This window comes from Promicromonospora sp. NPDC110617, assembly GCF_055598465.1.
Genome location: NZ_JBVKBM010000002.1, coordinates 761,390 through 788,342 on the forward strand (window position 1 = coordinate 761,390; position 26,953 = coordinate 788,342).

The 26,953-nt window shown below is 73.9% G+C and carries 18 protein-coding genes; 4 read left to right on the forward strand and 14 right to left on the reverse strand.

Annotation, left to right across the window (positions count from 1 at the left end; all coding sequences use genetic code 11):
* Positions 1-133 precede the first annotated feature (133 nt).
* The 11 genes from ACZ7LE_RS14155 to ACZ7LE_RS14205 form a co-directional block, all read right to left on the reverse strand.
* A complete protein-coding gene (locus ACZ7LE_RS14155) occupies positions 134-2,083 on the reverse strand; it encodes a hypothetical protein (RefSeq protein ID WP_470403889.1) in 1,950 nt (649 codons plus the stop codon).
* Positions 2,080-3,309 (reverse strand): VWA domain-containing protein, encoded by a 1,230-nt coding sequence (locus ACZ7LE_RS14160; RefSeq protein ID WP_470403890.1) that lies wholly within the window; start codon positions 3,307-3,309, stop codon positions 2,080-2,082. Before ACZ7LE_RS14160 ends, ACZ7LE_RS14155 begins: the two co-directional genes overlap by 4 nt.
* Complete coding sequence (locus ACZ7LE_RS14165) at positions 3,306-6,227, reverse strand: DUF5682 family protein (protein ID WP_470403891.1); 2,922 nt, start codon at positions 6,225-6,227, stop codon at positions 3,306-3,308. The genes ACZ7LE_RS14160 and ACZ7LE_RS14165 overlap by 4 nt, the downstream gene beginning before the upstream one ends.
* Positions 6,224-7,372 carry an ATP-binding protein gene (locus tag ACZ7LE_RS14170; RefSeq protein ID WP_470403892.1) on the reverse strand — a complete coding sequence of 383 codons (1,149 nt, stop codon included), beginning with the start codon at positions 7,370-7,372 and terminating at the stop codon, positions 6,224-6,226. Before ACZ7LE_RS14170 ends, ACZ7LE_RS14165 begins: the two co-directional genes overlap by 4 nt.
* A gap of 140 nt (positions 7,373-7,512) precedes the next feature.
* Positions 7,513-11,397 carry a DUF4132 domain-containing protein gene (locus ACZ7LE_RS14175; RefSeq protein WP_470403893.1) on the reverse strand — a complete coding sequence of 1,295 codons (3,885 nt, stop codon included), beginning with the start codon at positions 11,395-11,397 and terminating at the stop codon, positions 7,513-7,515.
* Positions 11,398-11,544: 147 nt separating this feature from the next.
* Entirely contained in the window at positions 11,545-12,066 is a 522-nt protein-coding gene (locus tag ACZ7LE_RS14180) for a dihydrofolate reductase family protein (RefSeq protein ID WP_470403894.1), read from the reverse strand.
* Positions 12,067-12,166: 100 nt separating this feature from the next.
* Positions 12,167-12,679, reverse strand: a complete 513-nt coding sequence (locus ACZ7LE_RS14185; protein WP_470403895.1) for an SRPBCC family protein — start codon at positions 12,677-12,679, stop codon at positions 12,167-12,169.
* On the reverse strand, positions 12,676-13,062 hold the full coding sequence (locus ACZ7LE_RS14190) for an ArsR/SmtB family transcription factor (protein WP_470403896.1): 387 nt from the start codon (positions 13,060-13,062) through the stop codon (positions 12,676-12,678). Before ACZ7LE_RS14190 ends, ACZ7LE_RS14185 begins: the two co-directional genes overlap by 4 nt.
* Before the next feature lie 209 nt (positions 13,063-13,271).
* Entirely contained in the window at positions 13,272-17,141 is a 3,870-nt protein-coding gene (locus tag ACZ7LE_RS14195; protein WP_470403897.1) for a DUF4132 domain-containing protein, read from the reverse strand.
* Positions 17,142-17,331: 190 nt separating this feature from the next.
* Positions 17,332-18,741 (reverse strand): aspartate--tRNA(Asn) ligase, encoded by a 1,410-nt coding sequence (gene aspS, locus ACZ7LE_RS14200; RefSeq protein ID WP_470403898.1) that lies wholly within the window; start codon positions 18,739-18,741, stop codon positions 17,332-17,334.
* A gap of 256 nt (positions 18,742-18,997) precedes the next feature.
* Positions 18,998-19,990 carry an alpha/beta fold hydrolase gene (locus tag ACZ7LE_RS14205; protein WP_470403899.1) on the reverse strand — a complete coding sequence of 331 codons (993 nt, stop codon included), beginning with the start codon at positions 19,988-19,990 and terminating at the stop codon, positions 18,998-19,000.
* A 162-nt stretch (positions 19,991-20,152) separates the two neighbouring features.
* On the opposite strand from ACZ7LE_RS14205, the gene ACZ7LE_RS14210 reads away from it, so the two are divergent.
* Positions 20,153-20,809 carry a biliverdin-producing heme oxygenase gene (locus ACZ7LE_RS14210; RefSeq protein ID WP_470403900.1) on the forward strand — a complete coding sequence of 219 codons (657 nt, stop codon included), beginning with the start codon at positions 20,153-20,155 and terminating at the stop codon, positions 20,807-20,809.
* Positions 20,810-20,957: 148 nt separating this feature from the next.
* On the forward strand, positions 20,958-22,694 hold the full coding sequence (locus ACZ7LE_RS14215; RefSeq protein WP_470403901.1) for an L-aspartate oxidase: 1,737 nt from the start codon (positions 20,958-20,960) through the stop codon (positions 22,692-22,694).
* 106 nt (positions 22,695-22,800) lie between these two features.
* On the opposite strand, the gene ACZ7LE_RS14220 is transcribed toward ACZ7LE_RS14215, so the two are convergent.
* Entirely contained in the window at positions 22,801-23,538 is a 738-nt protein-coding gene (locus ACZ7LE_RS14220) for a cytochrome b/b6 domain-containing protein (RefSeq protein WP_470403902.1), read from the reverse strand.
* Positions 23,525-24,064 carry a hypothetical protein gene (locus ACZ7LE_RS14225; protein ID WP_470403903.1) on the reverse strand — a complete coding sequence of 180 codons (540 nt, stop codon included), beginning with the start codon at positions 24,062-24,064 and terminating at the stop codon, positions 23,525-23,527. Before ACZ7LE_RS14225 ends, ACZ7LE_RS14220 begins: the two co-directional genes overlap by 14 nt.
* A 159-nt stretch (positions 24,065-24,223) precedes the next feature.
* On the opposite strand from ACZ7LE_RS14225, the gene ACZ7LE_RS14230 reads away from it, so the two are divergent.
* Both ACZ7LE_RS14230 and ACZ7LE_RS14235 read left to right on the forward strand, forming a co-directional pair.
* Complete coding sequence (locus ACZ7LE_RS14230) at positions 24,224-24,787, forward strand: RNA polymerase sigma factor (protein WP_470403904.1); 564 nt, start codon at positions 24,224-24,226, stop codon at positions 24,785-24,787.
* A complete protein-coding gene (locus ACZ7LE_RS14235) occupies positions 24,784-25,782 on the forward strand; it encodes a zf-HC2 domain-containing protein (protein WP_470403905.1) in 999 nt (332 codons plus the stop codon). Before ACZ7LE_RS14230 ends, ACZ7LE_RS14235 begins: the two co-directional genes overlap by 4 nt.
* 90 nt (positions 25,783-25,872) lie before the next feature.
* Here ACZ7LE_RS14235 and ACZ7LE_RS14240 read toward each other — a convergent pair whose 3' ends face one another.
* A complete protein-coding gene (locus tag ACZ7LE_RS14240; RefSeq protein ID WP_470403906.1) occupies positions 25,873-26,925 on the reverse strand; it encodes a LacI family DNA-binding transcriptional regulator in 1,053 nt (350 codons plus the stop codon).
* Positions 26,926-26,953: the final 28 nt, after the last annotated feature.

Genomic DNA, 26,953 nt, shown 5'->3' on the forward strand with positions numbered 1-26,953 from the left:
CGGGCGGCCCGCCCCGAGCCATCGGAGAACGGAGATGAAGCGGCCCGATCCGCAGCCACAGAGCACGAGCCCCGCGCAGGCGCGTGCTGGCGCGCTGCCCCGGCCGGACCGCCGGCCGGGACAGGCAGCCGATTCAGCCCGCGACGTCCGCCACGGCTCGGGCCCGGCCCACGACGAAGGCGGCGTGCAGCACCGCGGGGGGCGTCAGCTCGCCGACCAGCAGGCCCTGGGCCGTCCGCTCCAGGGTCGCGAGCCCGAGGTCCCGGGCCAGGACGCGCGCCTGCTCGACGTCGGACCGCTGCCGCACCGTCAGCGCCGGCCGGCCCGTGGCCGCCGCCGCGAGCAGGACATCGCCCAGCAGCAGCGTCACGCGGCGCACCGGGGGCGGCGGCGCTGTCGGCGGCCGGACAGCCCTCGCCGAGGACGCCTGGGCCCTGAGCTTGCGGATCCGCTTGCGCCAGAAGTCCCAGTAGCTGTTCTCGAGCGACCAGGCCGGCGTGATCGTGGGACTGACCAGGCGGATCGCGCCCTTGTCGCGCACGAACAGACCGACCGGCTCGTCCCGCTCCTCGCGGCGCTCGATCGTCACCGCAACCAGCCTGGACCGCACCGACAGCAGCGTCTGGACCGCCTGCTCCCCCGCGGCCGGCAGGCGCAGCTGCCGCGTGTCGCCGTCCGAGGTGACGACGGCGAGCGTCAGCTCCTGCCGCACCTCGTCGATGCCCACCTCGCCGACGTCGCGGACCAGCACGAGCCGCACGTTCGCCGGACGGCGTCCGAACCCGACGACGTCGCGCGGCCGGACGCCCGCCCCCGTGCGCTCGGCGATCACCCGGAGCTCCTCGAGGTCGAACCCGTCGCCCTCCAGCCGCTGGAGCACCGGGGTGCCGCCCGCGCCGAGGCCGCCGTCGGGCCTGGTCCGCACCTGGGTGAGGGCGAACGCCCCCTCGCAGAGGGTGCTCAGCGACCGGTTCCACAGGAGCGGGCTGGTCCAGCTCCGCTGGAACCGCGGGTCGCTGCCCGACGGGCGGCCGGTCACGACCTGCCGCACGTGGCCGGCGTCCGTCGTGGCAGGCGCGCCCGCCTCGGTCTCGGTGTCCCAGCCCAGGTAGGCCAGGCCGCGCGAGCCACTCTGCGACGTCCACCAGCGGGCCCCGAGCGGCACCCAGCGCGGGAGGTCGATCTCGTCGTCTGTGCCCTTGCTGGACGCCCGCCCGCGGCCTGTCACTGCGCGGTCTGTCGCTGCGCCGCCGGTCGCACCCGAGACCTCTGCGGCAGCCCCCGCCGCGCCGGCGGTAGCGCCCGACGCCGGTGCGGGCTTCGCACCAGCAGCACCAGCACCGGCCGTTCCGGCTGGGTCCCCCGCACGCTCCAGCACCTCGCACATCGCCCAGATCTCGGCGAAGGCGTCGAGCAGATCGGACTCCGTGACGGCGTCGTCGCGACCGGCGAGGCCCGCGACGAGGCCGCCGGCGACCCGGACGAGGCCGTCGAACCGCACGTTGCCGACCTGTTCGGGTGCGACCTGGTCGAACCCGGCGACCCGCACCCGGCCGGCCAGCGCGGTCAGCGACTCGGCGTCGTCCGCGCCGAGGTGGGACAGCCCGCCCGACATGAGCCGCCCGACGACGTCACGCACCTCCGCGAGCGCCTCCCGCCGGCGCTTGAGCACCGCCGGGGACGGGGCACGGCCCGTTGTCTCACCACCAGCCGCAGCCGCCCCACCAGGTACTGCCCCGGATTCGACCGCCCGGGGCACGGACTGTGCGACGACAGCGCCAGCATCGGCGCCCGCCGGCGCCACGTCGGGCGCGACCCCGGTCGCCCACAGGCAGGCGGCCACGACGTGCTGGCACACACCCGCCGTCGGGCAGTCGCACGCGACCGCGGCCGGGCCGCGGCCGTCCACCCGCACCGAGACGCCGGACACGTCGAGCACCGCGCCCTTGGCGTCGTACGACACCTCCGTCACGGTGTCCTTGCGGGCCCGGCGCAGCAGGCCCGCGTTGCCGAGCGCCTTGAGCGCGTCGTCGTCCAGGCCCGCGTAGGGCACCGCCCACGCGTAGGTCTTCCGGTCGCTCATGAGAGCACCTCCCCCAGCCACTCGGCGAACCGTTCGGGCGTGAGCGCGGCGACCTCCATGCCGCACTCCGCGAGATGCCGGGCCGTGCCCTGGTCGTAGACGGGTTCTGCCGCCTCGTCCAGGGCGGCGAGACCGAGCATCGTGACGCCGGAGGACGCCATGCGCCGCACCGTGGTCAGCAGGTTCGACACCGATCCGCCCTCGTAGAAGTCGCTGACCAGCGCCACCACGGTCCGCGACGGGTTGCGGACCTGCTGCTCGGCGTGCCGCACGGCCCGTGCGATGTCGGTGCCGCCCCCGAGCTGCGCGGTCATCAGCACCTCGACGGGGTCGGCGGCCAGGTGCGACATGTCCACGACCGAGGTGTCGAACAGGTAGAGCTGCACGTTGATGCCGGGCAGGCCGGACAGGATCCCGGCGCACACCGCGGAGTACAGCAGCGACGGCGCCATCGAGCCCGACTGGTCGACGAGCAGGATGACGTCCCAGGTCAGGGTGCGCTTGGCCCGGGCGGAGAAGCGGACGTCCTGGACCGTCATCCGGCCTTCGGCGTCGACCCGGCCGAGGTTGGCGCGCAGCGTGCGCTTCCAGTCGAAGTTCCGCGCGACCCGGTGCATCGACCGGCGCGACCGGTCGATGCGGCCGTTGACCGCGGTGGCGAAGCGGGGCCGCAGCCGCCGCACGACGTCGTCGACGACCCGGCGGATGATCCGCCGCAGACCCGCCGCGGCCTGGTCGCCCAGGGCGCCCCGGACCTGGAGCATCGCGACAGCGAGCTCACGGGACGGTTCGAGGGTCTCGAGCGCGGTCTCGTCCTGCAGCAGCTCCGTGAGGCCGTACCGGCTCACGGCATCGACCTGCATGCGCTCGAAGGTCTCGCGCGGGAACAGGCTGCCGGCCTCGCTCAGCCAGCCGAGCGCGGTGACGTCCACGCCGTGCGGCTGGGACCCGCCCAGTCCCGCGCCCCCGCCGCCGCTGCGCCCGCCGCCGCCCTCACCCGGGCCGGTGCCACGACCGACGCGGTGCCCGCGGGCCGTGTACTCACGGTCGTAGAGGTATCGCAGGGACCGCTCCAGCCCCTGGTCCTGCTGGCTCACCTGCAGCTCGTCGGCCGCGTACCGGCCCAGCACCAGGCGCCAGCGCCGGGCGGCCTCGTCGTCGGAGACCGACGGCGCCGTGTCACGTGCGGCAAGCTCGTCGGACACCGTCCGGCCGGTCGCGCTCATGCTTCTCCTCCTGCCGTGCCGACGCCGGCGGCGTCCACGGCTCTCGTCGTTGCGGTCGTCGGGCCCCAGTGAGCCAGCCCGTCCCGTTCCAGCACCGCGACCAGCTCCCGGTCCAGGCCCAGGCCGGTCGCCAGGTCCTCCTCCGACAGCGCGACCCGCACGTCCACCTGGTCAACGCGCGCCCCGGTCCGCTCCGCCACACGCTTCGCCAGCCGGTGCGTCTCGGTGGGGCGCAGCCACGTGAAGGCCCGCCGCAGGTCGGGCAGCACCGCCAGGAACGCGTCGCCGTCGAGCGTGCGCAGCGCGTCGTCGACGGCGTCGAACATCTCCGGCGTGTGCAGGATCAGGTCGGGCGCAGCACGCATCACGCCGCCCAGGAACCGCACGGCCGCTCCTGGGTCCGCACCCGCCGACAGTGCTCCGCGCACCCGGGTGACCAGGACGTCGTCGGCCACCTCGCCGTCGGTGAACCCCAGGGCGAGCAGCGCGCCCGCGACGGCGGGCGCGGTCGCCTCGTCGTCGCGCAGGCGCGCGAGCTCGCGCGCGACGGCGATGCGGTTGACAGCACCGTCGGCCCGGTCCGCGTCGCCGCCTGCCTCGCCGGCGTCCGCTGCCGCCGCGTCCCGGAGCAGGGAGCGCAGGCCGATCAGGGTGCCGATCGCGGCGTCCTCGTCCTCGGGCCGGACCTTGCCCAGGTCGCTGACCAGGTAGGCCGCGGTGGCGAGCGCCTGGCTCACCAGGTCGAGCAGCTCGCCCGCGTACTCCTCGGCGCCCAGCTCGACCCGTGCCTGCCAGAGGCCGAGCAGCCGGCGCGCGCCCGAGACGACGGAGTCCACGTCGCGATCGGTGTCGAGGGTGACGCGCAGCAGGGAGACGATCCGGGGCAGGTGCGATCCCATCCCGATCACCAGGGCCTGCGCCACGAGCCGCGCGAGGGCGTCGACCGACGCGGCCGCCGCCCCGGGCATCGAGCCCGTCCCGGTGCCGGCCAGCCGCGCCTCCGCCTCGTGCAGCCGGGCGACCGCGACGGCCTCCAGGGTCGCGCCAAGGTGCACCATCTCCACGAGCCGCGCCTCGACCAGCGGCGTCCAGCAGTACTGCCACTCCTCCGTGATCAGGCCGAGCCCTCGGCCCGCCACGTGGTCCGGACCCGAGACGAGCTGTCCGAAGCCGGCGCCGACGAAGTCGAGCAGCGCCAGAACCTGGCGCTTCGCCCGGTGCGACGGCGTCCGCCGCGCGTCCAGGCGTGCCGTGCGTGGCAGCGAGTCGTCGACGACGAGCCGCACCGCGCGCACCCGCTCGCGCACGTCGCGCACGAGCGGCGGGGACGCGCTGCCGGGCGGCAGGTCGCCCAGGGCCCGGCCGCCGAACACCTCCGCGATCGCCAGTCCCAGGGGCCGCTCGGGCTCGCCCGGCCCGCCGACACCGCCGTCGTCCTGCACGTAGCACGAACGCATCGCGTCCAGCAGGTCGGTGCGGCCCGCGAAAGCCCGCTCGCGCAGGTCCGCGAGCCGGGTCGCCGACGCCGCCGCCGCACCCACCTGCGGCAGGCTCACGGCGTGCCCCCGGTCGACGGCGCCACGGGCGACGTCGACCAGGATCTCCGCGGCGAGGGCGCGGGCGCCGACGGGGCCGGACGCCGCGCCCACGCCGCCCGCGCCGTCTGTGCCGTCTGCGCCGTCCCCACCGTCGGCCGCCAGCTCACGCAGGTGCGCCGCGTGCAGGCGCTCGTAGTAGCCGGGCGACGGCATGCCCGCGCCGTACCCGCGCAGCCCGTCGAGCCGCTCGTGGTCGTAGCGCACCAGCCAGGCCTCGCCCTGCGCGATCGGGCCGAAGCCGCCCTCGGGCTGTCGGTCGCGCACCGGAGCGCCCTCCGGCGCGCCGGACAGCGCCTCCACCAGCGCGAGCGTGTGGAAGGCCCCGGTCACGACGAGCACCGGTCCGCCGGCGACGGCCGCGGTTCCTGCTTCTGGCTCTGCTCCTTCCGCCGGCTCTGCTCCTTCCGCCGGCCCTGCCCCTGCTGCCGACCCCGTCACCGCCTCAGCGATCCGGGCCGACATCCGTGCCTCGCGGTCCAGAGATCCGTCGGCGCCGAGCACGCTCTCCTCGTAGTCGAGGCGCGCGAGCGCCGCCCACGCGAAGACGTCGTCGAACAGGGCTCGCCAGTCCGCCAGCTCGGCGCTGCGGCGGGACTCGAACAGGTGGTCCCAGACCTCGTCGTGGTCGCGGCACCCGAGCCGGCGGGCGAGCATCGCGACCGCCTCGGAGTGCGCCAGGTAGCGCTCGGACATGAGGGTCCGCGCGAAGGGGTCCGGCTCGCCGGCGGAGTTCGGCCCGGTACCGTCCGGCCCGGGTCCCGTGACCGCGCGCTCCGCGGCCGACCGCTCGCCGAACGAGCGGTCGATGAACCTGAGCTCCGCGCCGACGTCCCGCCCCGCGTGCAGGGCGACCCACTCCGGGGAGAAGGCTGCGAGCGGGTAGAAGCCGGTGCCCTCCCCGGGTTCGCCGTCGCCCGTCTCCTTCTTGTTGGACCCCGCGCCCGACCCGGAACCCGGCCCGCGCCCCGATCCGCCGAGGCTCAGCACCGCGACGGGTGGCCGGGTCGCCTCGTGCAGCAGGTCCGGGATGAGCCGCGTGAACTCCTCAGGTCCCTCGATGAGCACAGCCGAGGGCTGCAGCTCCTCGATCGCCGCCCGCACCGCCACGGCGCACGCCGGGCTGTGGTGCCGCACGGGCGCGAAGTAGATGCCGCGTTCGGCCCGGAGCCGTGCGACGGCGTCCGCGGCCGTGCGCAGCCGCTGCGGAGCGAGGTCCCAGACGGCGTCCGCACGCCGGCTCGTGGCGCCGCCCGGCACCGCGACTGCCACGTCGCCCGCGCCGGCGACCGCCATGTCGCCCGCGACCGCCTCGCCCCTCACCGCCACAGCGGCTCTGCCGCGGTGAAGAACGCCTTCCAGCGCGCGTCGGTGCGGGCGCGCTCGCGCACCACGTTGTCGACGTAGTGCCGCAGCCGGCGCGCGTCCTCCTCCTCGCCCTTGAGCGCGACGCCCGCGACCTGCCGCGCGATTTCGGCCGCGGTCACCGTGCCGTCGCCGAGGTACCGGGCCTCCAGCGACGCCGCGACGGCGACGTTGACGGCCTCGGCCGTGGACATGACCGTCTCCGGCCGCTTCACGGGCGCGCCCTCGCGCGTGCTGCCCGTCCGCAGGTCCTGGAACACGGTGACCAGCACCTCCAGGACGTCGCGCGGCACCTCGGGGCGGTCACCCTCCGGTCCCAGCTCGGCCGCGAGCTGGCGCTGCACCAGCTCGATCTCGAAGGCGCGGTCGCGCACCGGGGCCACGGTCTCGAAGCTGAACCGGCGCTTGAGGGCCGCGGACATCTCGTGCACGCCGCGGTCCTTCAGGTTCGCGGTCGCGATCACGGTGAAGCCCGGCCGGGCGGCGACCCGCGCGTCGGGCCCGAGCTCCGGGACCATGAGCTGCTTCTCCGAGAGGATCGACACGAGCGTGTCCTGGATCTCCGGCGCGCAGCGCGTGATCTCCTCGAAGCGCACGACGCGCCCCTCGCGCATGCCCGTGCAGATCGGCGACGGCACCAGCGACCGCTCGCTCGGCCCCTCGGACACCAGGAGCGCGTAGTTCCACGAGTACCGCACGTGGTCCTCGGTGGTGCCCGCGGTGCCCTGCACCGTCAGGGTCGAGCTGCCGGAGACCGCCGCCGAGAGCAGCTCCGACAGCATCGACTTGGCCGTACCGGGCTCGCCCACCAGCATCAGGCCCTGCCGCCCCATCAGGGAGACGACGGCGCGGTCCACCAGCGGGTCGTCACCGTAGAACTTGCGGGTCACGCCGAGCTCCTCGGAGCCCACGACGAACGCCCGGACGGCCCGCGGGCTGAGCCGCCAGCCCGGAGGCCGCTCGTGCCCGCGCTCGGCGTCCCAGGAGTCGAGCGTTGCCAGCTCGGCGGCGTAGCGGATCTCGGCGGGCGGGCGGATCTCGGTGGCCTGGCTGATCTCGGTTCCAGCAGTCGTGCCTGCCGAGACGGTGGTGTCCGTGGTCATGACGTCCTTCGGTGCGTGCGTTGCGAGTGATGACGTGCGAATGATGGCGTGCGAGTAAAGTCGCGACGGCCCTGGTCAGGGCCGCTGCGGTCAGCGTGCGATCAAGGTAGCGGGAGTCACTGACACCGCCGCCAGCAGGCTCAGAACCTGCTCTTCCTTGCCCAGTCGGGGTCGAACGACCCCGACTGGGCCACCGTCACGTACTCCTGGTACGAGACGGCGACGAGCGCGGCCGGCAGGTCCTCGATCCTCCGGCCGCCGTCCCAGCGCTCGGCGCCGTGGAACGTAAGGCTCGTGACCGCGGCCGGGATGTTCTCCTCAGGCAGGTGGGCGCCGGTGAACGAGATTTCCACGGTGACGCCGAGGCGCGGGTACTCCTTGGTGTAGGCGTCGAACCAGCCGCCGTCCTCGGACGCCGCCCGCCGGTACCCGAGCTTGGTCGCCCGGCCGCGGATGGAGAACGAGTCGGTCAGCCAGCCCCGGTGGTCCGCGATCTCCCTGGCCCCGGGTTCCAGCTCCGGCAGGACGACGGCGCGGGCGCCGAGGCCCTGGTCGAACAGCGGCGTCACCTCATAGTCGGCGAGGTGCTTCCGCCACGCTTCGACCTCGCCCGCGCCAGCCGTCCCCACATCCGCCATGGGTCGGGCAGCCGGCAGCGTGGCAGCGTGCGCGATCGACACCCGCGCTCCCCCGGGGAGCACGACGTCGCCGTCGTCGACCCCGATCAGCACGCCGCCGTCGCCGGGGCGGAAGACGACGGCGTCCGGAGTCCCCTCGCCCGGCGTCTCGTCGCCCCCGCCCCCGCCGGGCAGCCTCGCCATCCAGACGAGCCGGGCGGCCAGCCGCGACATGAGCGGGTGTCCCAGCACGAACTCGTGCCACTCGTCGGCGCTCCACGTGCGTTCCGAGCACATGGCCTCGGCGAACCGCTGCGTCTGCACGGCGATCACCGCTTTGAGCTCCTTGCGGCTCGCGCCAAGCTGCTTCTTCGCCTCCGCGTAAGAGTCGTCGTCGTCCGACGCCCGTTTGGGTGGCAGGGCCTTGACGACCTTGCCCGTGGGATCGCGCAGCTCCAACGTGAACTTCTCCGTGATGCGCCCGGTGAACACGCGGTTGTCGAGCACGCGGTTGTCGAGCACACCACCATCGGGCCCGCCGCCGTCGGGCGAGCCGAGATCGAGGCGCAGGACGCCGTCGTCGTCGAACCCGGCGGTCTGCACCGTGCGGTCCGCGAGCTGGTCGGCGTCCCAGCCACGTCGGTCGGCGAGATCCTTGGCCAGCGTCGTGGCGACCTCCTGGACCGTGGACATGCCGAACCGGCGCGAGACCGCTAGCAACGCCTGTACCGCCGCGTGGTCGCCGTTCGCGGCCAGGGCCCGCACGAGCGCCTCGGCCTGGGCGCGCCGCGTCTTGTTGGTCTTGAAGTAGTGCTGCGCCGCGGCCGCCAGGTCGCCGCCCGGCATCCCGACGGTCAGCGCGAGCAGGCCCTTCTCCTTCACCGCGGAGCCGCGATACTCCGCCTGGTGCTGTCGGTACAGGTAGCGGTAGTGGTCCTCGACAGACAGCGCGGCGAGGGCCTCGTAGTGCCCCGGGTAGTACTGCAGCATCCGCTGGTACTCGTCGTACCGGTACTGCGCCCCGGCCTCCGCGTGCGCCTTCGACTCCTCGACCGCCGGGTGGATCGTGTCCTGCGCCACCCAAGCGCTCAGGACGAAGGATCCGAGCTCGGCCCGGGACGCCGCGTCGACGCGGGACACGTACAGGGCGAACAACCCCGCACCGCCGGGGTCCTTGAGCCTGCAGGCCAGGACGACCCACCAGCGCAGCACCTCAGGCGGCACGACGTCCTGCTCGCCGGTCCCGTGAGCCCCGTGAGCCCCGTCAGCGCCGTCAGCCCACCGCAGCCGGGGCAGCCCGTCGAACGGGAACCAGTCCAGGTTCGCCGGAACCGCCTTCTTGAGGCCTTTGAGTGCCTCGGCCAGCAGGATCTCGGGCGCCAGGTCGGCCGAGATGTCATCCCCCAGCGCCTGCAGCGCCGACAGCAGCGCGGCCCGACCGGCCTCCACACGTTCCTTCCGCAGCGCGGCCCGCAGCGCCGGCACCGCCGCCGGGTCGCCGATCCGCGTCAGCCACGCCGCGGCTGAGACCCGCACGCCCGCCTTGCCGTCGACAAGGCCCTGCTCGGCCAGGCCGCGCACGCCGGGGTTGGTCGACAGTGCGTCCTGCGCCGTCCGCCGACGCACCGTGTCCTCGCCGAGGGCGAACTCCGCCAGCTGCGGAAGCGCGGCGGCGGGCACCACCGGGAACGCCGCCACGATCGCGAGCGCGCGGGAGACGGCGTCGGAGCCGTCTCCGTCGCGTGGTGTCAGGTGCGGCACGAGGAGGTCGACGCGCTCGGCGTAGTAGGGCCACAACAGCCCGACCAGGGCCTGCTGCGAGGAGTACCAGTGCTCCCGGAACACGAACTGGTCCACGGCGGCGGCCGGGTCCGCGACACCGAGCCGGACGAAGAGCTCCTCGACGGCCCGCAGGTCACCGAGTCCGGGCAGGAGCTCCTCGACCAGCGGCGACACATCTTTCCGCCCCAGCGCGAGCCAGAGCCGCAGCTTGTGCCCGGGCGCCGTCGTCGGCAGGTCGAGGCGTCGCCAGGAGCACCACTCCGCGGTGGCCTCCGACGGCCGGCCCTCCTTGCCGTCGGCACGCACGCCCGCGCGGTACGTGTCGCCGTTCATCAGCCGGACGACGGCGCGCAGGTCGTCCTCGGTGATCGCGGACAGTCTCGTCAGGTGGTCCTGCGCCCGGTCGACGACCCAGTGCGGTCCGTCGGCCGCCGTCGCCTGACTGACCTCCTCGGCAGCCATCGCCCGATGCCGGCCCAGGAGCTCGAGGGCGGCAATCACATAGTCGTCCCCGAGCGTGGGCTCGTTCGGAGCCCCGAAGGAGGGCACCTCGGTCAAGGCCTCGGTCCCTGACACGCTGACCAGGGCGTCCGCACGATCGAGCGTCTTCTGCAGCACACCGACGCGCGCGACCTGGCCCCGGGCCTCGCCCGCGGCGGCGAGCGCCGCCCGGATGGTGTCCAACCCACCCGTCGTTCCGGCGAGAGACCTCAGGGCCTCGCCCAGCCGCTGGGGCGCGGCAGTGCTCAGGAGCGGCGCGAGCAGGCCACGCTGCTTCTCCGCCTCCAGTGACGCCAGCAGGTTCACGGCTCCCACCCGCACGTCCTTGGCCGGGTCGACGGCGAGCGCAGCGACCAGGTCGGCATGCGGGGTCAGGTTTCGACCGACGACGTCGAGGAACGCGACCTTGCCTGGGGCGGTGAGCGGCTGCACGACGTCGGGCAAGGCGGCCGCGTGCTCCGCGAGGAACGTGTCCATCGGCACTGCTGCGATCCACTTGGTGAGCTGCGCCAGTCCCCCAGGCTGCGCGTCGGCGGCGCGGTGCAGCAGGGCGGTGAGCACCGCGGGGACGACCTCCGCCTCGGGCACCCCGCCCTCGCGGGCGACCGTCGCGAGGAACTGCGGGGTCCAGCGCGCGAACACCGCACGCCGCGTCGCGCGCGAGCTTTGGGGTCGCACGCTCACGACGTCGTTCACGAGGGCGGTCAGCCAGCCGGGCGCGGGCGGCGACACCCGGTCCACGTCGCCGATCGTGGCGAGCAGGCGCCCCAGCCGCGCGACCGCAACGGCCGGAGCCGTGGCGTGCACCGTCATGCGGGCCCGCACGCCCTCGTGCACGGCCCAGGCCGGGTACACGCGCCTGACGCGGTGGACCGTCCCCTGGTCCGCGGCGCTGTACGAGTAGCCGACGGCGCCGGGCTCGGCCATCAGCAGGAAGACGGCGTGCGTCGGGGCCGCGTCGAGCGTTGCCAGTACCTCCGGCGTCGTCCCGTCGCGCACATACCCGAGGGCCTGCTCGTAGGTGTCCGGCTGGATCGCTCTCAGCGGCGCCAGCGCCTCCTGGTAGGCCGTGAGCAGTTCATCCCCCTGAGCCGGTCCTGCTGCTGGGTCCTGCGCGTGCTGCACGGTACGGCCTCTTCGCCTCGTCCCAGGTCAGAGGCACACCTGGCGCCTCCGCCACGCCGCTCGGTGGGGCGCACCATCAACGTAGCGGGGGTCACCGACACGGCGGCATGCTCTCGGGACACAGCGTCCTCGGGACACCAGTCCCCGTCAGACGATGTCCGAGACTCCCGCATACGTCGCGACGGCCGGCTCGCCGGCCCAGGCGTAGACCTGGATCACCAGTCCGCCGGGCGTCGACTCGCTGCTGACGAGCCGGAGCCCCGCGGGCGTGCCGCCGTCCGGGAAAAGACGCCTGCCGCTGCCGACGACGACCGGCGCGACCACAAGGCGGAGCTCGTCGATCAGGCCCGCGGCCAGGAGCGACTGGGCGAGCCGGGCGCTCCCGTGGATCTGGAGCTCGCGACCCGGTTGCCGCTTGAGCGCGGCGACCCGGGACGCCACGTCGCCCGACAGAACCGTGGTCGGGTGCCAGGTGCCCTCGGACAACGTCTGCGACGCGACGTACTTGGGCAGGCTGTTCATGAGCGCGGTGAACGGGTCGGCCGGATCGGTGATCTGCGGCCAGTCCCGCGCGAAGGCGTCGTAGGTGCGGCGGCCGAGCAGGAGCCCGTCGGCCTCGCCGAGCCAGTCGACCGTTCGCCGGACGAACACCTCGTCCAGGTGCGGCACGAGCCACCCACCCCGGGTGAACCCGTCGCTGGTGTCCTCCTCGGGAGAGCCGGGCCCTGCGACACGCCGTCGAGGCTCACGAACTGCATCAGGACCAGCCTCATGATCTCGCCTCCACCAGCTCGGCGAGCTGCCGCGTGACGGTGCCCCAGCCGTCGTGGAAGCCGAGCTGCTCGTGCCGGTCACGGTCGGCGACGTCGCGGTGCATCGCGGTCGCCCGGTACTCGGTGCCGTCCGGGTGGTCTCGCAGGGTGATCACCGCGGTCACGAACGGTTGCGTCGCGGGACGCCAGCCGGCCACGAGCGCGTCGGTGAAGACGATCCGCTCGAGGTCGTCGACGGCGAGGAAGCAGCCCGTGATGTGCGGGCCGAACTCGACGCCGTCCTCGCTCAGCTCCGTGCGGAAGGAACCGCCCGGGCGCAGGTCCATCTCCCGCACCCGGCAGATCTGCGGCGCCGGGACCCACCACTGCTCGAAGCTGGCCGGGTCGGCCCAGGCGTTCCAGACCGACGACCGCGGGGCGGCGATGACGCGGGCGACCGTCAGGTCGAGGTCAGGTCGGCCGGACCAGCCGGACCGGCCGTCCAGGGAGGCTTCGTGCGACGTGGTCATGAGAGAACTTCCTTGCTGTCGGTGTCGTGATCGCCGGCGTCGTACCCGTCGCCGGTGCTGGGCCGAGCCGCGGTGACGAACCGTTCGAGCCGGTCCGTGCGCCCCTCCCAGATGCTCCGCTGTTCGCCGAGCCAGCTCTCGACGGCGTCGAACGCCTCGCGCTCGAGCGTGCACGTGCGCACCCGGCCGACCTTCTGCGACCTGATCCACCCCGTGCTCTCGAGATAGCGGATGTGCTTCATGAACGACGGGAGCGCCATGTCGAACGGCGCCGCCAGCTCGCTGACGCTCGCCGGACCCGCGCCGAGCCGACCCAGCACGGCGCGCCGGGTCGGGTCGGCGAGCGCCTGGAACGTACCGTCGAGCCCCGAATGCTGAGCCATACGGCAAAGTTAACTCGCGCGAAAACTAAGCGCAAGGGCTAAGTTTCCGGTGCGCGCGGACAGGTCGCCCACCCGGACCAGCCGCCTGCACGGACAAGTCGCCCCCATGACGGAAAGCAAGGTGGGGACGACGAACCGGCGCCGGCTCACGAGGAGCCGACGCCGGCAGGAGGTCCGGGCCTCAGCCCGGTACGCGGTCGGTCATGCGCTCAGTACTGGCTCTTCTTCTCCCAGTCCGGGTCGAAGGCCCCGCCCTCGGCCACGGTGACGTAGTCGCGGTAGGACACCGCGAGCAGCACCTTGGGCACGTCTTCGAGCTTGAGCCGGCCCCGGTCGTCCCAGGTCCCCGTGCGGCGGAACACCAGCTCCTGGACGGCCGCGGTGATGTTCTCCTCCGGCAGGAACGCGCCGGTGAACTCGATCTCGACCGTGAGGTCGAGCGTCGGGTACTCCTTGCGGTACGCGGAGAACCACCCGGCGTCCTCGGCCTGCGACCGCGAGTACCCGAGCTTGGTGGCCCGGCCGCGGATCGTGAACGAGTCGCTGAGCCAGCCCTTGCGGGTGTCGATCATGGTGGCGGTGCCCGGCAGGTCGGGCAGCCCGCCGGCGGCGTCCGCCTCGGCACCCAGGCCCTGGTCGAACAGCGGCGTGATCTCGTAGTCGCCGAGGTGACCGCGCCAGGCCGGCGCGCCGGTCTCGTCGTCGTCCCCGAGGGTGGCCGCGTGCACCAGCGACACGCGGGCGTCGTCCGGGAGGACGACGTCCTCGTCGTCGACGCCGATCAGCGCGCCGCCGTCGCCCGGCCGGAACGTGACGGTCCGAGCCCCGGCGCCGTCCGCGCCCGGACCCGCGGCCCCGTCCGCGCCCGGCAGCTCCGCCGCCCACACCAGGCGCGCGGCGAGGCGGGACATCAGCGGGTGCCCCAGCACGAACTCGCGCCAGTCGGCGGCGCTCCAGGTGCGGCCGGTGACCATGGCCTCGGCGAAGCGCTGGGTCTGCAGCGCGACGACGGCCTTGAGCTCGGCCCGCGACTCCTTGAGCTGCCGCTTCGCCTCGGCGTACACCTCGTCGTCGTCGGACGCGCGCTTGGCCGGCAGGGCCTTGACGACCTTGCCCGCGGGGTTGCGCAGCTCGAGCGTGAACGCCTCGGTGATGCGCCCGGTGACCACGCGCGCCTCGCCGCCGTCCCCGCCACCGGAGGGCCCGCCGAGGTCGAGGCGCAGGATGCCGTCGTCGTCGAACCCGGCGGTCTGGACGGTGCGGTCGGCGAGCTGGTCGCCGTCCCAGCCGTTGCGGTCGGCGATGTCCTGGGCGAGCACCCCGGCCGTCTCCTGGACCGTGCGCTGCTTGAACCGGCGCGACACGGCGAGCAGCTGCTGCACCGCGGCCCGGTCGCCGTTCGCGGCGAGCGCCCGCACCAGGTACTCGGCCTGGGCGCGGCGGCCCTTGTGCGCGGCGAAGTAGTGCTGGGCGGTCGTCGCGAGCCCGGCCCCGGGCATCCCAACGGTCAGCGCGAGCAGGCCCTTCTCCTGCGTGGCCGACCCGAGGTAGGTGGCCTGGTCCTCCCGGTAGAGCCGCTTCCAGAAGTCCTCGACGGTCTGCCCGGCCTGGTCCGCGTAGTACTCGGGGTAGCGCTTGATCGCGGACTGCAGGTTGTCCCACCGGGACTGCGCGTGCCGGTCGGCGTACTCGCGGGAGTGCTCCACGGACGGGTTACGGGTGTCCTGGGCGACCCAGGCGCGCAGCACGAACGAGCCGAGCGCGGCCCGCGAGGCCGGGTCCAGCAGGCCGACGTACCGGGCGATCAGGCCCTCGCCGCTGGGTGCCTTGAGCTTGGTGGCCAGGACGACCCACCAGCGCACGACGTCCCGCGGCACGACGCCGCCGGTCTCAGCGGCACCAGCCCCGACACCAGCACCAGCCCACCGCACCTCCGGGAGCTGCTCGAACGGGAACCAGTCGAGGCTCGCCGGCATCTTCGCCTTGAGGCCCTTGGCGGCCTCCGCCTGCAGGATCTCCGGCGCGAGGTCGGCCGAGATGTCGTCGCCGAGCGACTCCAGGGCGGAGAGCAGCGCGGCGCGCGCCGCCTCGCGGCGCTCCTTCTTCAGGGCGGCGCGCAGCGCGGGCACCGCGGCGGGGTCACCGATACGGGCGAGCCACACCGCGGCCGACGCCCGCACCTCGCCCTTGCTGTCCCCGAGCGCCTGCTCCGCCAGGGACCGCGCCCCGGCGTGGGCCTCCAGTACCTGCTGTGCCGTGACCCGGTGAGTCTTGCCCGCACCGAGCGCGAGCGCCGTCAGCTTGGGCAGCAGCATCGGCGGCAGGGCGGGGAACTCGCGCAGCATCGCGAGGGCCTTGCCGGTGCGCTCGCCGCCGTCCCCGGTCCGCAGGGTGCGTTCCAGGACCTCGGGGCGCTCGGCGAACCACGGCCAGGCGACCGACGCCGGGATCTCCTCGTGCCCCCACCAGCGGTTCAGGACGAGATCGATGACGAGCCGCTCGACGTCCGGGATCCCGGCGCGCTCGAGGCCGTCGTGGAGCTGGCGCAGGTCGGTGATCTCGTTGAGGTGCCCGCGCAGGCTCCACAGCAGGCTGTTGCCGTCGCTGCGGCCGCCGTGCACCAGCGCCCGCAGGCGCACGTGGAACATCAGGCCCTGGTCGGCGAACGGGTCGCGGCGACGGTCCGTGAGCCAGGTGACCAGGGGCGAGCTGCCGAGCTTTCGAGCCGGAGCGTTCGCCGTGAGCATCCGCGGGAGGGCCTCGACGTCCTTGGCGGTGATCTTCTCAAGCTGCTTGAGGTTGTTCTGGGCGGACTTGAGCACCCACTCGTTGTGGCCGGCCTTCGCACTCTTCCGGGCCTCGTCGAGGTTGGTCCGGGCCCGGGCGGTCGCCTGCTCGACGTCGGTGCGGAGCTGCTTGACCCACGCGTCGTCGAGCACCGGGTCGGGCAGCGGCGCCCAGTCCGGGAGGTCGATGACGACGTCCTGCGCGGGCGTCTCCAGCGCACGGGCGCGCTCCACGGTCTGCTCCAGGAGCTTGACGCGTGCGCCCTGCCCGGCCGCGATCTTCCCGTTCTCGTCGCGGAGCGTGGCGAGTGCCGCCTCGCACGCGGCGAGGCCGCCGTCCAGCGCGGCCAGCCGGGTCACGGCCTCGCCGAGGGCGCCCGACGGCGCCGTGGTCAGGAAGGGCGCGAGCAGCGCCACCTGCCGGTCGTCGGGGAGGGTCGCGAGGTGCTGGAGCGCGGCGGTGCGCACCCCCTTCGCGGAGTCGGCGGCGAGGCCCGCGACAATCTGGGCGAACTCGTCGCTCGGGGCTTCCTGCGTCGAGATGCGCTTGCCGATCCGACCGAGCAGCTCCTCCTTGCTCGCGGCGGTCAGCGCGGGGACGACGTCGGCCAGGAGCGCGACGTGCCGGCCCGTGTACTCGTCGAACGCGGTGGACCTCATGAGCCCCTCGCGGGCGTCCGAGTACCAGGAGCGGCCCTTCGAGGAGCGGTGCACGATCGCCACGAGCACGGTGCGCGCGGCGTCGTCGGCCGGCACACCGCCCTCGACCGCGGCCTCCTCGAACATCACCGGCGTCCAGCGCGTGCGCGTGGGCTGGTCGCCGTTGCCGGGGCGGTTGCGCTTCGGCGTGCCGATGTGGCCGACGTCGTGCACCAGGAGCGAGAGCCACTCGGGCACCCCCGGGATCTCGACCGTCTCGCAGGCCTGCGCCAGCAGCCGGGCGAGCCGGACCACCTGCGCCATGGCGCCGACCGCGTAGACGCGGCGGCGGCCGCCCACGCCCTTGTCCGTCGTCCAGTTCTTGTGCTGGGCGGCGACCTTCTTGACCAGGTCGGGCGAGACCCAGCTCGACCAGTAGGAGGTGCGGCCCGGCTGGTCGAGCAGCCGGTCGACGTCGTCCGTGGCGGCGGACGCCACCTGGGTCAGGACCTCCGGCGTCGTGCCCTCCAGCACGTAGCCCACCGCGTCCTCGTACAGACCGGTGCTGACCAGCGACAGCGGCGCGAGCGCATCCGCCACACCTCGCGCCGTCTCGTCGCCGCCCCGCACCCGGTCCATCAGCTCCTGCAGCATCTCGCCCCATCACGTCGTCGTCGGCCTTCGGGGCAGAGCTCGCCCCTGGATCGTGCCGCCTTCAGCAGCACGCGCACAAAGTAGCGGTGGCCACTGACACCCAGGTGGGGCGTCCCGCCCGGGCGCCCAGCCGACCGGCGGACCGGCCGGGCACCCGGGGCGGGCCGACACGCGACGCCAGGTGCGACGGCTACGGCGTCAGCCGGTGCAGGTCCCGCGGGAACGGCGTCACCTCGCGGACGTTGGCCGCTCCCACGAGGCGCGCCACCCACCGCTCCAGCCCGATCGCGAACCCGCCGTGGGGCGGCATCCCGTGCCGGAACGCCTCCAGGTACGTCGCGTACGACGCCGGGTCCTCGCCCCGGGCCTCGATCGCCGCCACGTAGTCGGCGTACCGGTGCAGGCGCTGCCCGCCCGTGACCAGCTCCAGCCCGCGGAACAGCAGGTCGAAGCTGTTGCTCCAGCGCTTCTCCCCGGGCTCAGGGTGCGTGTAGAACGGCCGCTTGGCCATCGGATAGCCCTCGACCGCGACGAAGTCCGACCCGTGCTCGGCCCGCGCCCACTCCCCCAGGGCGCGCTCGTGCTCGGGCGCCAGGTCGGGTTCGTCCGACGGCGCCCCGACGAGCTCCAGGGCGTCGGCGAAGTGCAGCACAGGGAACTCGGCCGGGATCCGGGGCACCTCGACACCCAGCCGCTCGGCGGCCCCCGACGCGCGGACGGCGTCCGCCATCCCGGCGAGCACGTCGCGGAGCACGGCGAGCACGTCGCGGTGGTCGCGCACGAACCCGAGCTCGACGTCGAGCGAGCGGTACTCCGCGAGGTGCCGCACCGTGTCGTGCGGCTCGGCCCGGAACACCGGCCCCACCTCGTAAACCCGCTCGAAGACACCGACCATCTGCTGCTTGTAGAACTGCGGCGACTGCGCGAGGTAGGCGGGCCGCCCGAAGTAGTCGACAGGGAACACGTTCGCCCCCGACTCCGTGGCCGTGCCGACCAGCTTGGGCGTGCAGATCTCGGTGAAGCCCGCCGCGTCGAGCGTCGAGCGGAACCCGCGCAGGCTCGCCGCCGCGACCTCCCAGCGCGCCTTCTGCGCGGGGTGCCGCCAGGCGACGGCGGCGTGGTCGAGCACCGTGGGCAGGGCGGCGCTCAGGGCCGGCCGCCACAGCTCGACCGGCGGGGTCTCCGCCGGGTCGGTGAGCGGGGTGATCAGCGGGTTCGCCCCGTCGAGCCCGGTCACCTCGACGCCGCCGGGCGCCTGCGGGTTGGCGGTGACCGTGCCGGTCACCTCGACGGTGGTCTCCTCCGGCGGCACGGCCGGCAGCGCTGGCACGGCTGGCACAGCCGGCAGTATGTCCGACGTCGCGGGCCCGGCGCCGGTGCGCACCACCACCTGGGCGAGACCGGTGCGGTCGCGCAGCACCAGGAACGTCACCGTGGCAAGCTCGCGACGCCGGTGCACCCAGCCCTGCAGCCGCACGACGGTCCCCGGCGGGACGTTCGGCAGGTCGCGGGCGAGCGTGCGGGCCGGTTCGAGAGCGTCGGTCTCGAGGCCCCGGGCCTCGGGCGCAGACGTGCTCGGGGACGGCAAAGGTGGTCTCATCATTCCTCCAGAAGGCGCAGGCCCTGGAGGAGCGGGCGGGGGCTAGGTCGCGGTGCCACCACTCCTTTGCCGGGAAGCCCCGGCCTCTCGTCGGTACGCCGCACGCGCGGATGGGCGGCTGCCCGGCGGACCGGGCGGAGGTTTGTCAGGCCTCCCGCTCACCACCGCACACGCTATGCCCGACGGCGCCCGCCGCGCCACCACGATTCTCGCGTGATCGGCAGAATGTCAGGTGATCGGTAACTCGGATTGCCGATCACCTGACCTTCTGCCGATCACCCGACCCGGGGAGTGGGCGCGGGCCACGGGCACGCGCCGCGGCGAGCCACTCGCGGATGACCTGGGCGACGGCGGCGGCGTCCTCCAGGGGCACGAGGTGACCGCGACCGGGGAATGCCACCACGTCCGGGTCGCCGGGCAGCGCCTCGCGGAGGCGGGCGGCCTGCTCGAACGGGATCCACGGGTCGGCGTCGGCCCAGCCGACGCGGACCGGGCAGCGCACCTCGCCGAGCCGGCGCACGATCGGCGCGGTGTGCTCGGGCCAGAGCTGCGCGATCTGGCGGTAGAACGCCGCCTGGCCCACCTGGTCGAGCCATGGTTCGGCGAGCATGCCGACGACGTCGTCCGGCAGCCCGTGGTTCGCGGCCCCGGCGATGTACTCGCGCACCAGGGCGCCGTGCAGCGGGCCGGGCACGGCGGAGAAGACGGCCTCGTTCTCGGCCACGAGGCGGAAGAACGGCGACCCCCAGGGGTCCAGCGTGACGATGTCGAGCAGGAACAGGCTCGCGACGTCGGCGTCCTCCAGGAGGTGGGCGCCGAGGGCTGCCGCTCCCCCGATGTCGTGCGCCACGACGTGCGGCCGGTCCAGCGACCAGTGCCGCAGCAGGGCGGCCAGCCGCCGGCGCTGGGCCACGAGGTCGACGGCGACCTCGGGCCCCTTCGGCGAGGCGCCGTAACCGGGCATGTCCCACAGGAAGACGCGGTACTCCTGGCTGAGCGCTCGGGCCACGGGCGCCCACACCCGCGCGGACCACGGCGTGCCGTGGCAGAGCACGACGTCGCCCGCCGGCGGTCGGCCCACCTCCGGCCCGCTCGCCTCCAGCACGCTCGCCTCCGGCCCGGACCGGCCCGGTTCCTCGGGCTCCAGCACGTAGGTGGCGATGCGCTCGCGGACACCGTCGATGTCGACCTCGACGAACACGGGCTCGGGCAGGGCGGACGGGCGTGGGGCGGAGGCGCGACCAGGCATCCCCCGACGCTATCCCGAGCCTCCGACAAGCCCCCTGGCGACCGGCGCCGAGCCTTCCCAAAACCACGGGTGAATAAGGTGAGGCTAGCCTTACTTCTGGTGCTATGATCGGCTCGTGATGACACATTGTCAGCACGTCAGCACCGCACCGGAGGAGACCCCGTGAGCCTGCCCGTCGAGGAAATCGCCCCCGTCCCCCTGTCCGCAGTGCTCCGTCAGGGCACCCGCGACGCCCACGCCGGTGCCAACTCGGAGCAGTTCATCGAGGAGCTCCTGTCCGGGGCACTGACCCGGGACGCGCACGCCGACCTCACCGCGCAGCTCCTGGTGGTCTACGAGGCCCTGGAGGAGGCGAGCGCCGCCCTCGGGAGCGACGACCGGGGCGCCGGCCTCGTCTTCGCGGAGCTCACCCGCGTCCCCGCGATCGAGCGGGACCTGGCCTTCCTGTACGGACCGGACTGGCGCGACGAGATCCGGATCCTGCCCGCGACCCGGGCGTACGCCGAGCACGTCCGCGCGGTGGGCGGCAGCCTGCCGCACTACGCCGCGCACTCCTACACGCGGTACCTGGGCGACCTGTCCGGCGGGCAGATCGTCAAGCGCATGATGAAGGAGCACTACGGCCTCGACGAGGAGGGGCTGGCCTTCTACACCTTCCCCGACATCCCCAAGGTCAAGGTGTTCAAGGACGCCTACCGCGAGGCGCTGGACGAGCTCGACCTGGACGACGACGAGGTGGCCGCCACCCTCGCCGAGACGCACCACGCGTTCACGCTCAACCGCGCGGTGTTCACGGAGCTCGCCGAGATCCACTGCTGACCCCGCGGCGACGTCGTCGCTGCCACGTAGCAACGTCGTCGCTGGTCACGGCGCCGGTTCTGACGCCTCGGCGTCTGACATGTCACATCGTCTGACTTGTCACAGCCCGAGGCGTCACGTTCCGCGTCCGCGCGTTGTCAGATGGAGTATGAACACCACCGAACGTCGCATCTCCACGACAGCGCTCGTCATCGGTACGGGCGGTTCCGGCCTGCGCGCCGCCATCGAGCTCGCCGAACAGGGGGTGGACGTCCTCGCCCTGGGCAAGCGGCCCCGCATGGACGCCCACACCTCGCTCGCCGCCGGCGGGATCAACGCCGCCCTCGGCACCATGGACGCGGAGGACAGCTGGCAGCAGCACGCCGCCGACACCATCAAGGAAAGCTACTTCCTGGCCAACCCGCACACGGCCGAGATCGTCGCGCAGGGTGCCGCGCAGGGCATCGCCGACCTCGAGCGGTACGGCATGGCCTTCGCCCGGGAGGACGACGGGCGCATCTCCCAGCGGTTCTTCGGCGCGCACACCTACCGCCGCACCGCATTCGCCGGCGACTACACCGGCCTGGAGATCCAGCGGTCCCTCGTGAACCGGGCGACGCAGCTCGACATCCCGATCCTCGACTCGGTCTACGTCACCCGGATCCTGACCCACGACGGCGCGGTGTTCGGCGCCTACGGGTTCGACCTCAACGACGGCACGCCGTACCTGATCCACGCCGACGCCGTGATCCTCGCCGCGGGCGGGCACAACCGCATCTGGCGGCGCACGTCGTCCCGCCGCGACGAGAACACGGGCGACTCGTTCCGCCTCGCCGTCGAGGCCGGCGCGCGCCTGCGCGACCCGGAGCTGGTGCAGTTCCACCCGTCGGGCATCCTGGAGCCCGAGAACGCCGCGGGCACCCTGATCTCGGAGGCGGCGCGCGGCGAGGGCGGCATCCTGCGCAACGCCCTCGGCGAGCGGTTCATGCAGAACTACGACCCCGAGCGCATGGAGCTCTCGACGCGCGACCGGGTGGCGCTCGCGGCGTACACCGAGATCAAGGAGGGTCGCGGCACCGAGAAGGGCGGCGTCTGGCTCGACGTCTCGCACCTGCCGCGCGAGACGATCATGACGCGCCTGCCGCGCGTCTACCAGACGATGCTCGAGCTGCAGATGCTCGACATCACGGCCGAGCCCATCGAGATCGCGCCGACCGCGCACTACTCCATGGGCGGCGTGTGGGTGCGGCCCGAGGACCACTCCACCGAGGTCGACGGCCTGTACGCGATCGGTGAGGCGTCCAGCGGCCTGCACGGCGCCAACCGCCTGGGCGGCAACTCGCTGATCGAGCTGCTGGTCTTCGGACGCATCGTCGGCCGCGCCGCCGCGGCCTACTCCGCCGGCCTGGAGGCGCAGCGCCGCTCGCACGACGCCGAGGCGTACGCCCGCGCCGAGGTCGCCGATCTGCTCACCGCCGACGGGCACGAGAACGTGCGCGCCCTGCAGCGGGCGATCCGCAACACGATGACCGAGCACGCGGGCGTCGTCCGGGACGAGGAGGGCCTGACCACGGGCCTGCGCGAGCTGGACGAGATCGAGGCGCGCACCGCGGAGATCGGCGTGCACCCTGACATCGCCGGGTTCCAGGACCTCGCGCACGCCTTCGACCTCAAGGCGTCGCTGATCGCGGCCCGCGCCACGCTGGAGGCCGCCCGCGAGCGCCGCGAGACGCGCGGCTGCCACAACCGGAGCGACTACCCGGACCTCGACCCGGCGCTGCAGGTCAACCTGGTGTGGTCCCCGAGGACCGGCATCGTCCGCGAGGAGATCCCGGAGGTCCCGGCGGAGATCGCTTCCCTGATCGCGGCCCAGGAGGTCTCGACGGAGGGCAAGCTGGTCGAATAACCCGACCCCCGCCCCCTGCCTCGTTGAGTGCTGGGTATTTGCGCTCTTTCGTGTGCCAGGAGCGCAAATACCCAGCACTCAACGAGTTGGGTTGGGTTGGGCTGGGCTAGCGGCGGTGGCGGGGGTTGTGGGCCTCACCCGTCGTACGTTCGGTCCAGCCCGGCCAGACCCGCTGCGCGTCGCGCTCGCGGAGCTTGCCGCCCAGGTGCATCGCCCGCCACACGCCGCGGTAGCCGGGCAGGATGCCGGAGGCGATGATCACGTGCCCGACGACGACGGGGGTCACGACGTACGTCGACCACCGGTGCACCGCGGCGAACCAGACGAACGCCGGTCCCCCGCTGACGAGCGCGAGCCCCACGCCGGACACGACCAGGGCGAGCAGCGTCGCGACGAGCACCAGGTTCGCGATGCGCTGCCCCGGGTCGAACCTGCCCTCGTGCCGCCCGAACCGCCCGGTGAGGATCGCGGCGGGCCAGGTCCGGAACCATGCGGCGTCGCCGTGCTCGACCCGGAAGGTCTCGCGCCAGAAGGTACGCCAGCCCCGCACACCGACGACGACGGCCAGCGCGGTGAGCCCGGCGAGAACCCAGCCGGTGATCGTGTGCAGGTCGGCGTCGGACACACCCGTGACCCGCGCGACGACGCTCGGGCTGCCCTCGTTGCCGAGGAGCAGCCACCAGCCCGTGATCAGCAGCACGATGACGGTCACGTACACGCCGGCATGGAACCAGCGTGCCGGACGCCGGTTGCGCTCGACCGTGCCGACGACAGGTCCGGCGGCTGCTCCCGCGGCATCGCCGGCAGCATCACCGGCAGAGCCAGGACGCTCAGTAGCTGTCACCGTCGTCCTCCATGTCACCGCCCGTGTCGCCGCCCGAACCACCGCTGCCCACGGTCACGTTGATCTGGGTCTCCACCCCGGCCGCCGAGTGGTCGGCGTTGCGCAGCGACGCGTCGATCTCGTGCTCGCCCTCGGGCAGGTCGGTGACCTCCACGCTGTCGCCCTCGACCACCATGTATTCCTGGTCGTCGCCGTCGAAGTACACGTGCACGTGGTGCTTGCCCGACTCGGTGGGCCCGAGATCCTCGCTGGAGGAGAGGTCGACGGTGAACGGCGTCTCGACCGTGCTGCCGTCGTCGGGCGAGGTGATCTCCAGCGTCATGCCGCCGGCCGCTCCGCCCGAGTCGTTGCCCTGGTCGCCGCCACCCCCGCCGTAGCCGCCCCCGCTGCCACTGCCGCTGCCGCAACCCGCCAGGAGCAGGACGCTGAACGCCGCCCCGGCGGCGAGCCTCACCCCGCGCGACCCCGACATCCCTCGTGGTCCGGACAGCCCTCGTGGCCCGGACGCTGCTCGTAGTCTGGACATGGTTACCTCCTTGTTCCGGGCGTCGCCGCCGACGCCCGTCACCTGTCCCTACGTGGCGGAGTGCCCGACGGATCTCTCGGGCTCCGAAGCGCAGCGGGGTTCGAGCCGAAGATCGGGCCGGCGAGATCCACCGACGGGTCCCGGCACGTAGGAAGGGACATGACGGCATCGGACGAGGCGCTCCTCGCCGGGATGGCCGCGGACGACCCGGACGCGGCAGCCGTCTTCGTGCGCCGGCACCAGGCGCGGGTGTACGGGCTGGCGCTCTTCGTGGTCGGCATCCCCGCGGTCGCCGAGGAGGTGGCGCAGGAGACCTTCGTCCGCGCGTGGCGGCACGCCGACGGGTTCGACCCGCGGCGGGGTCGCGCGTCGACGTGGCTGCTCGCGATCGCCCGGCACGCCGCGATCGACGTGCTCCGGGTACGGCGCGACGTGCCCGTCGACCCGGTGGTCATGGCAGAGCGGATCACGGCCGAGACCGTGGCCGACCCCGACCTGCTCGCGGACCGGGTGGCGACCGGCACCACGGTGGACGCCGCACTCGCGCAGGTGCCCCGGGAGCAGGCCACCGCGGTGGTGCTCGCGGCGGTCTTCGGGCTCAGCGGCGCGGAGATCGCGCGGCGGACCGGTGTGCCGCTGGGGACGGCCAAGACGCGGATCCGGCTGGGACTGCGGCACCTGCGCGACGAGCTGGCGAGCAGCCGGGAGGAGGAACGGCCATGAACGGGGCGAACGGAAACGGGCCAGGCAGGAACGGGCCGGACCGGAACGGCGCACGCTGCGCCGAGCTGCGCGATGCCCTCACCGAGGTGGCACTGGGGGTCGCCGACGGCGCCACGCGGGCCGCCGTCATGACACACCTGGCGACGTGCGACCGCTGCCGCGACGAGCTGTCGTCGCTGGCCGACGCCGCCGACGAGCTGCTGCTCCTGGTGCCGGAGCGCGAGCCCCCGGCCGACTTCGAGGGGCGCGTGCTGGCCCGGCTCGCGGGCGACCCGGCGGCGGGCCCCGGTCCGGGCCGGACGGCGCCCGGGCCGGCGCCGCACGGACCCGCGACCGTGCGGCGGCATGGTGCCCGGCGCGCCGTCCTCGCCGCCGCGCTCGGCGCGGGTCTGCTCGTGGCGGGCGGCACGAGCGTATGGGTCGTGACGGCGCCGGACCGGGAGCTGGCGGCGTCGTACCGCACGACGCTCGACACGGCGCACGGCCGCTACCTCACCGCCGCCGACCTGGTCGCGGACGACTCGGCCGACAGCACGGCAGACGGTCCGGCAGACGCTTCGGTCGGCACCGTCTTCCTCTACGAGGGCGATCCCTCCTGGGCCTACGTGGTGGTGCGCGACGCCGGACCGGCGGCCGGCTACGACGTCACCGCCGTCGTCGCGAACGGCACGGAGGGCACGGACAACACCGACGACCTGGACGCCGTCGTCCCGTCCCCGTACGGCAGGGGCATCCACGCCACGGAGCCAGGTCACACGACCTTCGACCGCAGGGCCTCGGAGGCCGGGACGCCACCCGGCACCGGCCGCACGAACAGCACCGGCGTCCCCGGCAGCTCGGACAGCGCCGACACCCGCGAGATCTCCCTCGGCGCGTGCGTGGTGACGACCGGCACGTGCTCGGCGGGCGGGGTGCTCGGCGTCCCCGTGCGCGACGTCGTCGCGGTACGCCTGACGACCCCGGACGGCGGGACGTGGGCCACGGCAACCCCCTGACCCCCGACCAACCACCCACCCGTCGTTGAGTGCTGGCTATTTGCGCCTTCCGCAGCCGAAAGAGCGCAAATAGCCAGCACTCAACGACGGTCAGGGGGGCGGGGTTCCGCGGACCACCAGGCGTGGTTCGACCAGCACGAACGCGGCCTCCGCGGTCGAGTCGCGCTGGTCGCGCCGGAGGACGACGCCGCCCGTGGGGCCCATCAGCAGGTCCAGCACCCCGGCCGCGACCTGCTCCGGAAGCTGCTCCACGCTGCTGATCCCCAGTGCCTCGGCGGCCGGCGTGTTGTCGAACCCGACCACGGGCAGGTCCGGCCTACCGAGCGCCGTGGCCGCCAGGTGCGCGCCGATCGCCAGCGAGTCGCTGACGCAGACGACGGCGTCCACGGCGGGGTCGGCGGTGAGCGCCGCCCCGGTCAGCTCACGGGCCAGGCCGACGCTCTCCTCGGTGTGCCAGCGGGGACCGGCGGATCCGGCGTCGGTCATCGCCTCGCTCCAGCCGCGGGCGCGGTCGTCGCCGGTGCCCGAGCCCTCGGGCCAGCCGAGGAACGCGATCCTGGGGCCGGCCTGGTCGAGCAGGTGACGGGTGGCGGCGCGCGTGCCGGCGGCCCCGTCGACGTCGGCCCAGGAGTGTCCGCCGGCGGCAGCGCCGTCGCCGGCCCCGTCGCCGTCCGACCGCCAGGGGCGGCCGAACGAGACGAACGGGACGCCGCGGTCCTGGAGCCAGGTGGTGCGCGTGTCCTCGTGGGACGTGCCGGTCAGGACGACGGCGTCGATCTCGCCGCCGTCGACGAGGTCGCCGATGCGGTCGATCTCCTCGGCGGGCGTGCGCGCGGCGTAGAGCAGGATACGCATGCCGCGCTCGCTGGCGCGCTCGGTCAGGGCGTGGACGAACCGGTCGAGCACCACGCCGGAGATCCCGCCCGCGTACGGGTCGAGCCGCACGCCGATGGTCGAGCTGCGCCGGGTGCGCAGGCGGCGGGCGGCGGCGTGCGGGCGGTAGCCGAGCTCGGCGATCGCCAGCTCCACGCGCTCCCGGGTGGGCGCGCGCACGATGTCGGGCGTGTTCAGGACGTTGGACACCGTCTGGCGGGACACGCCCGCGGCGCGGGCGACGTCCTCCACGGTCGGGGCCTTCGTCATCGTGGTGCCCTTCCGTTCGCCCTGTGCC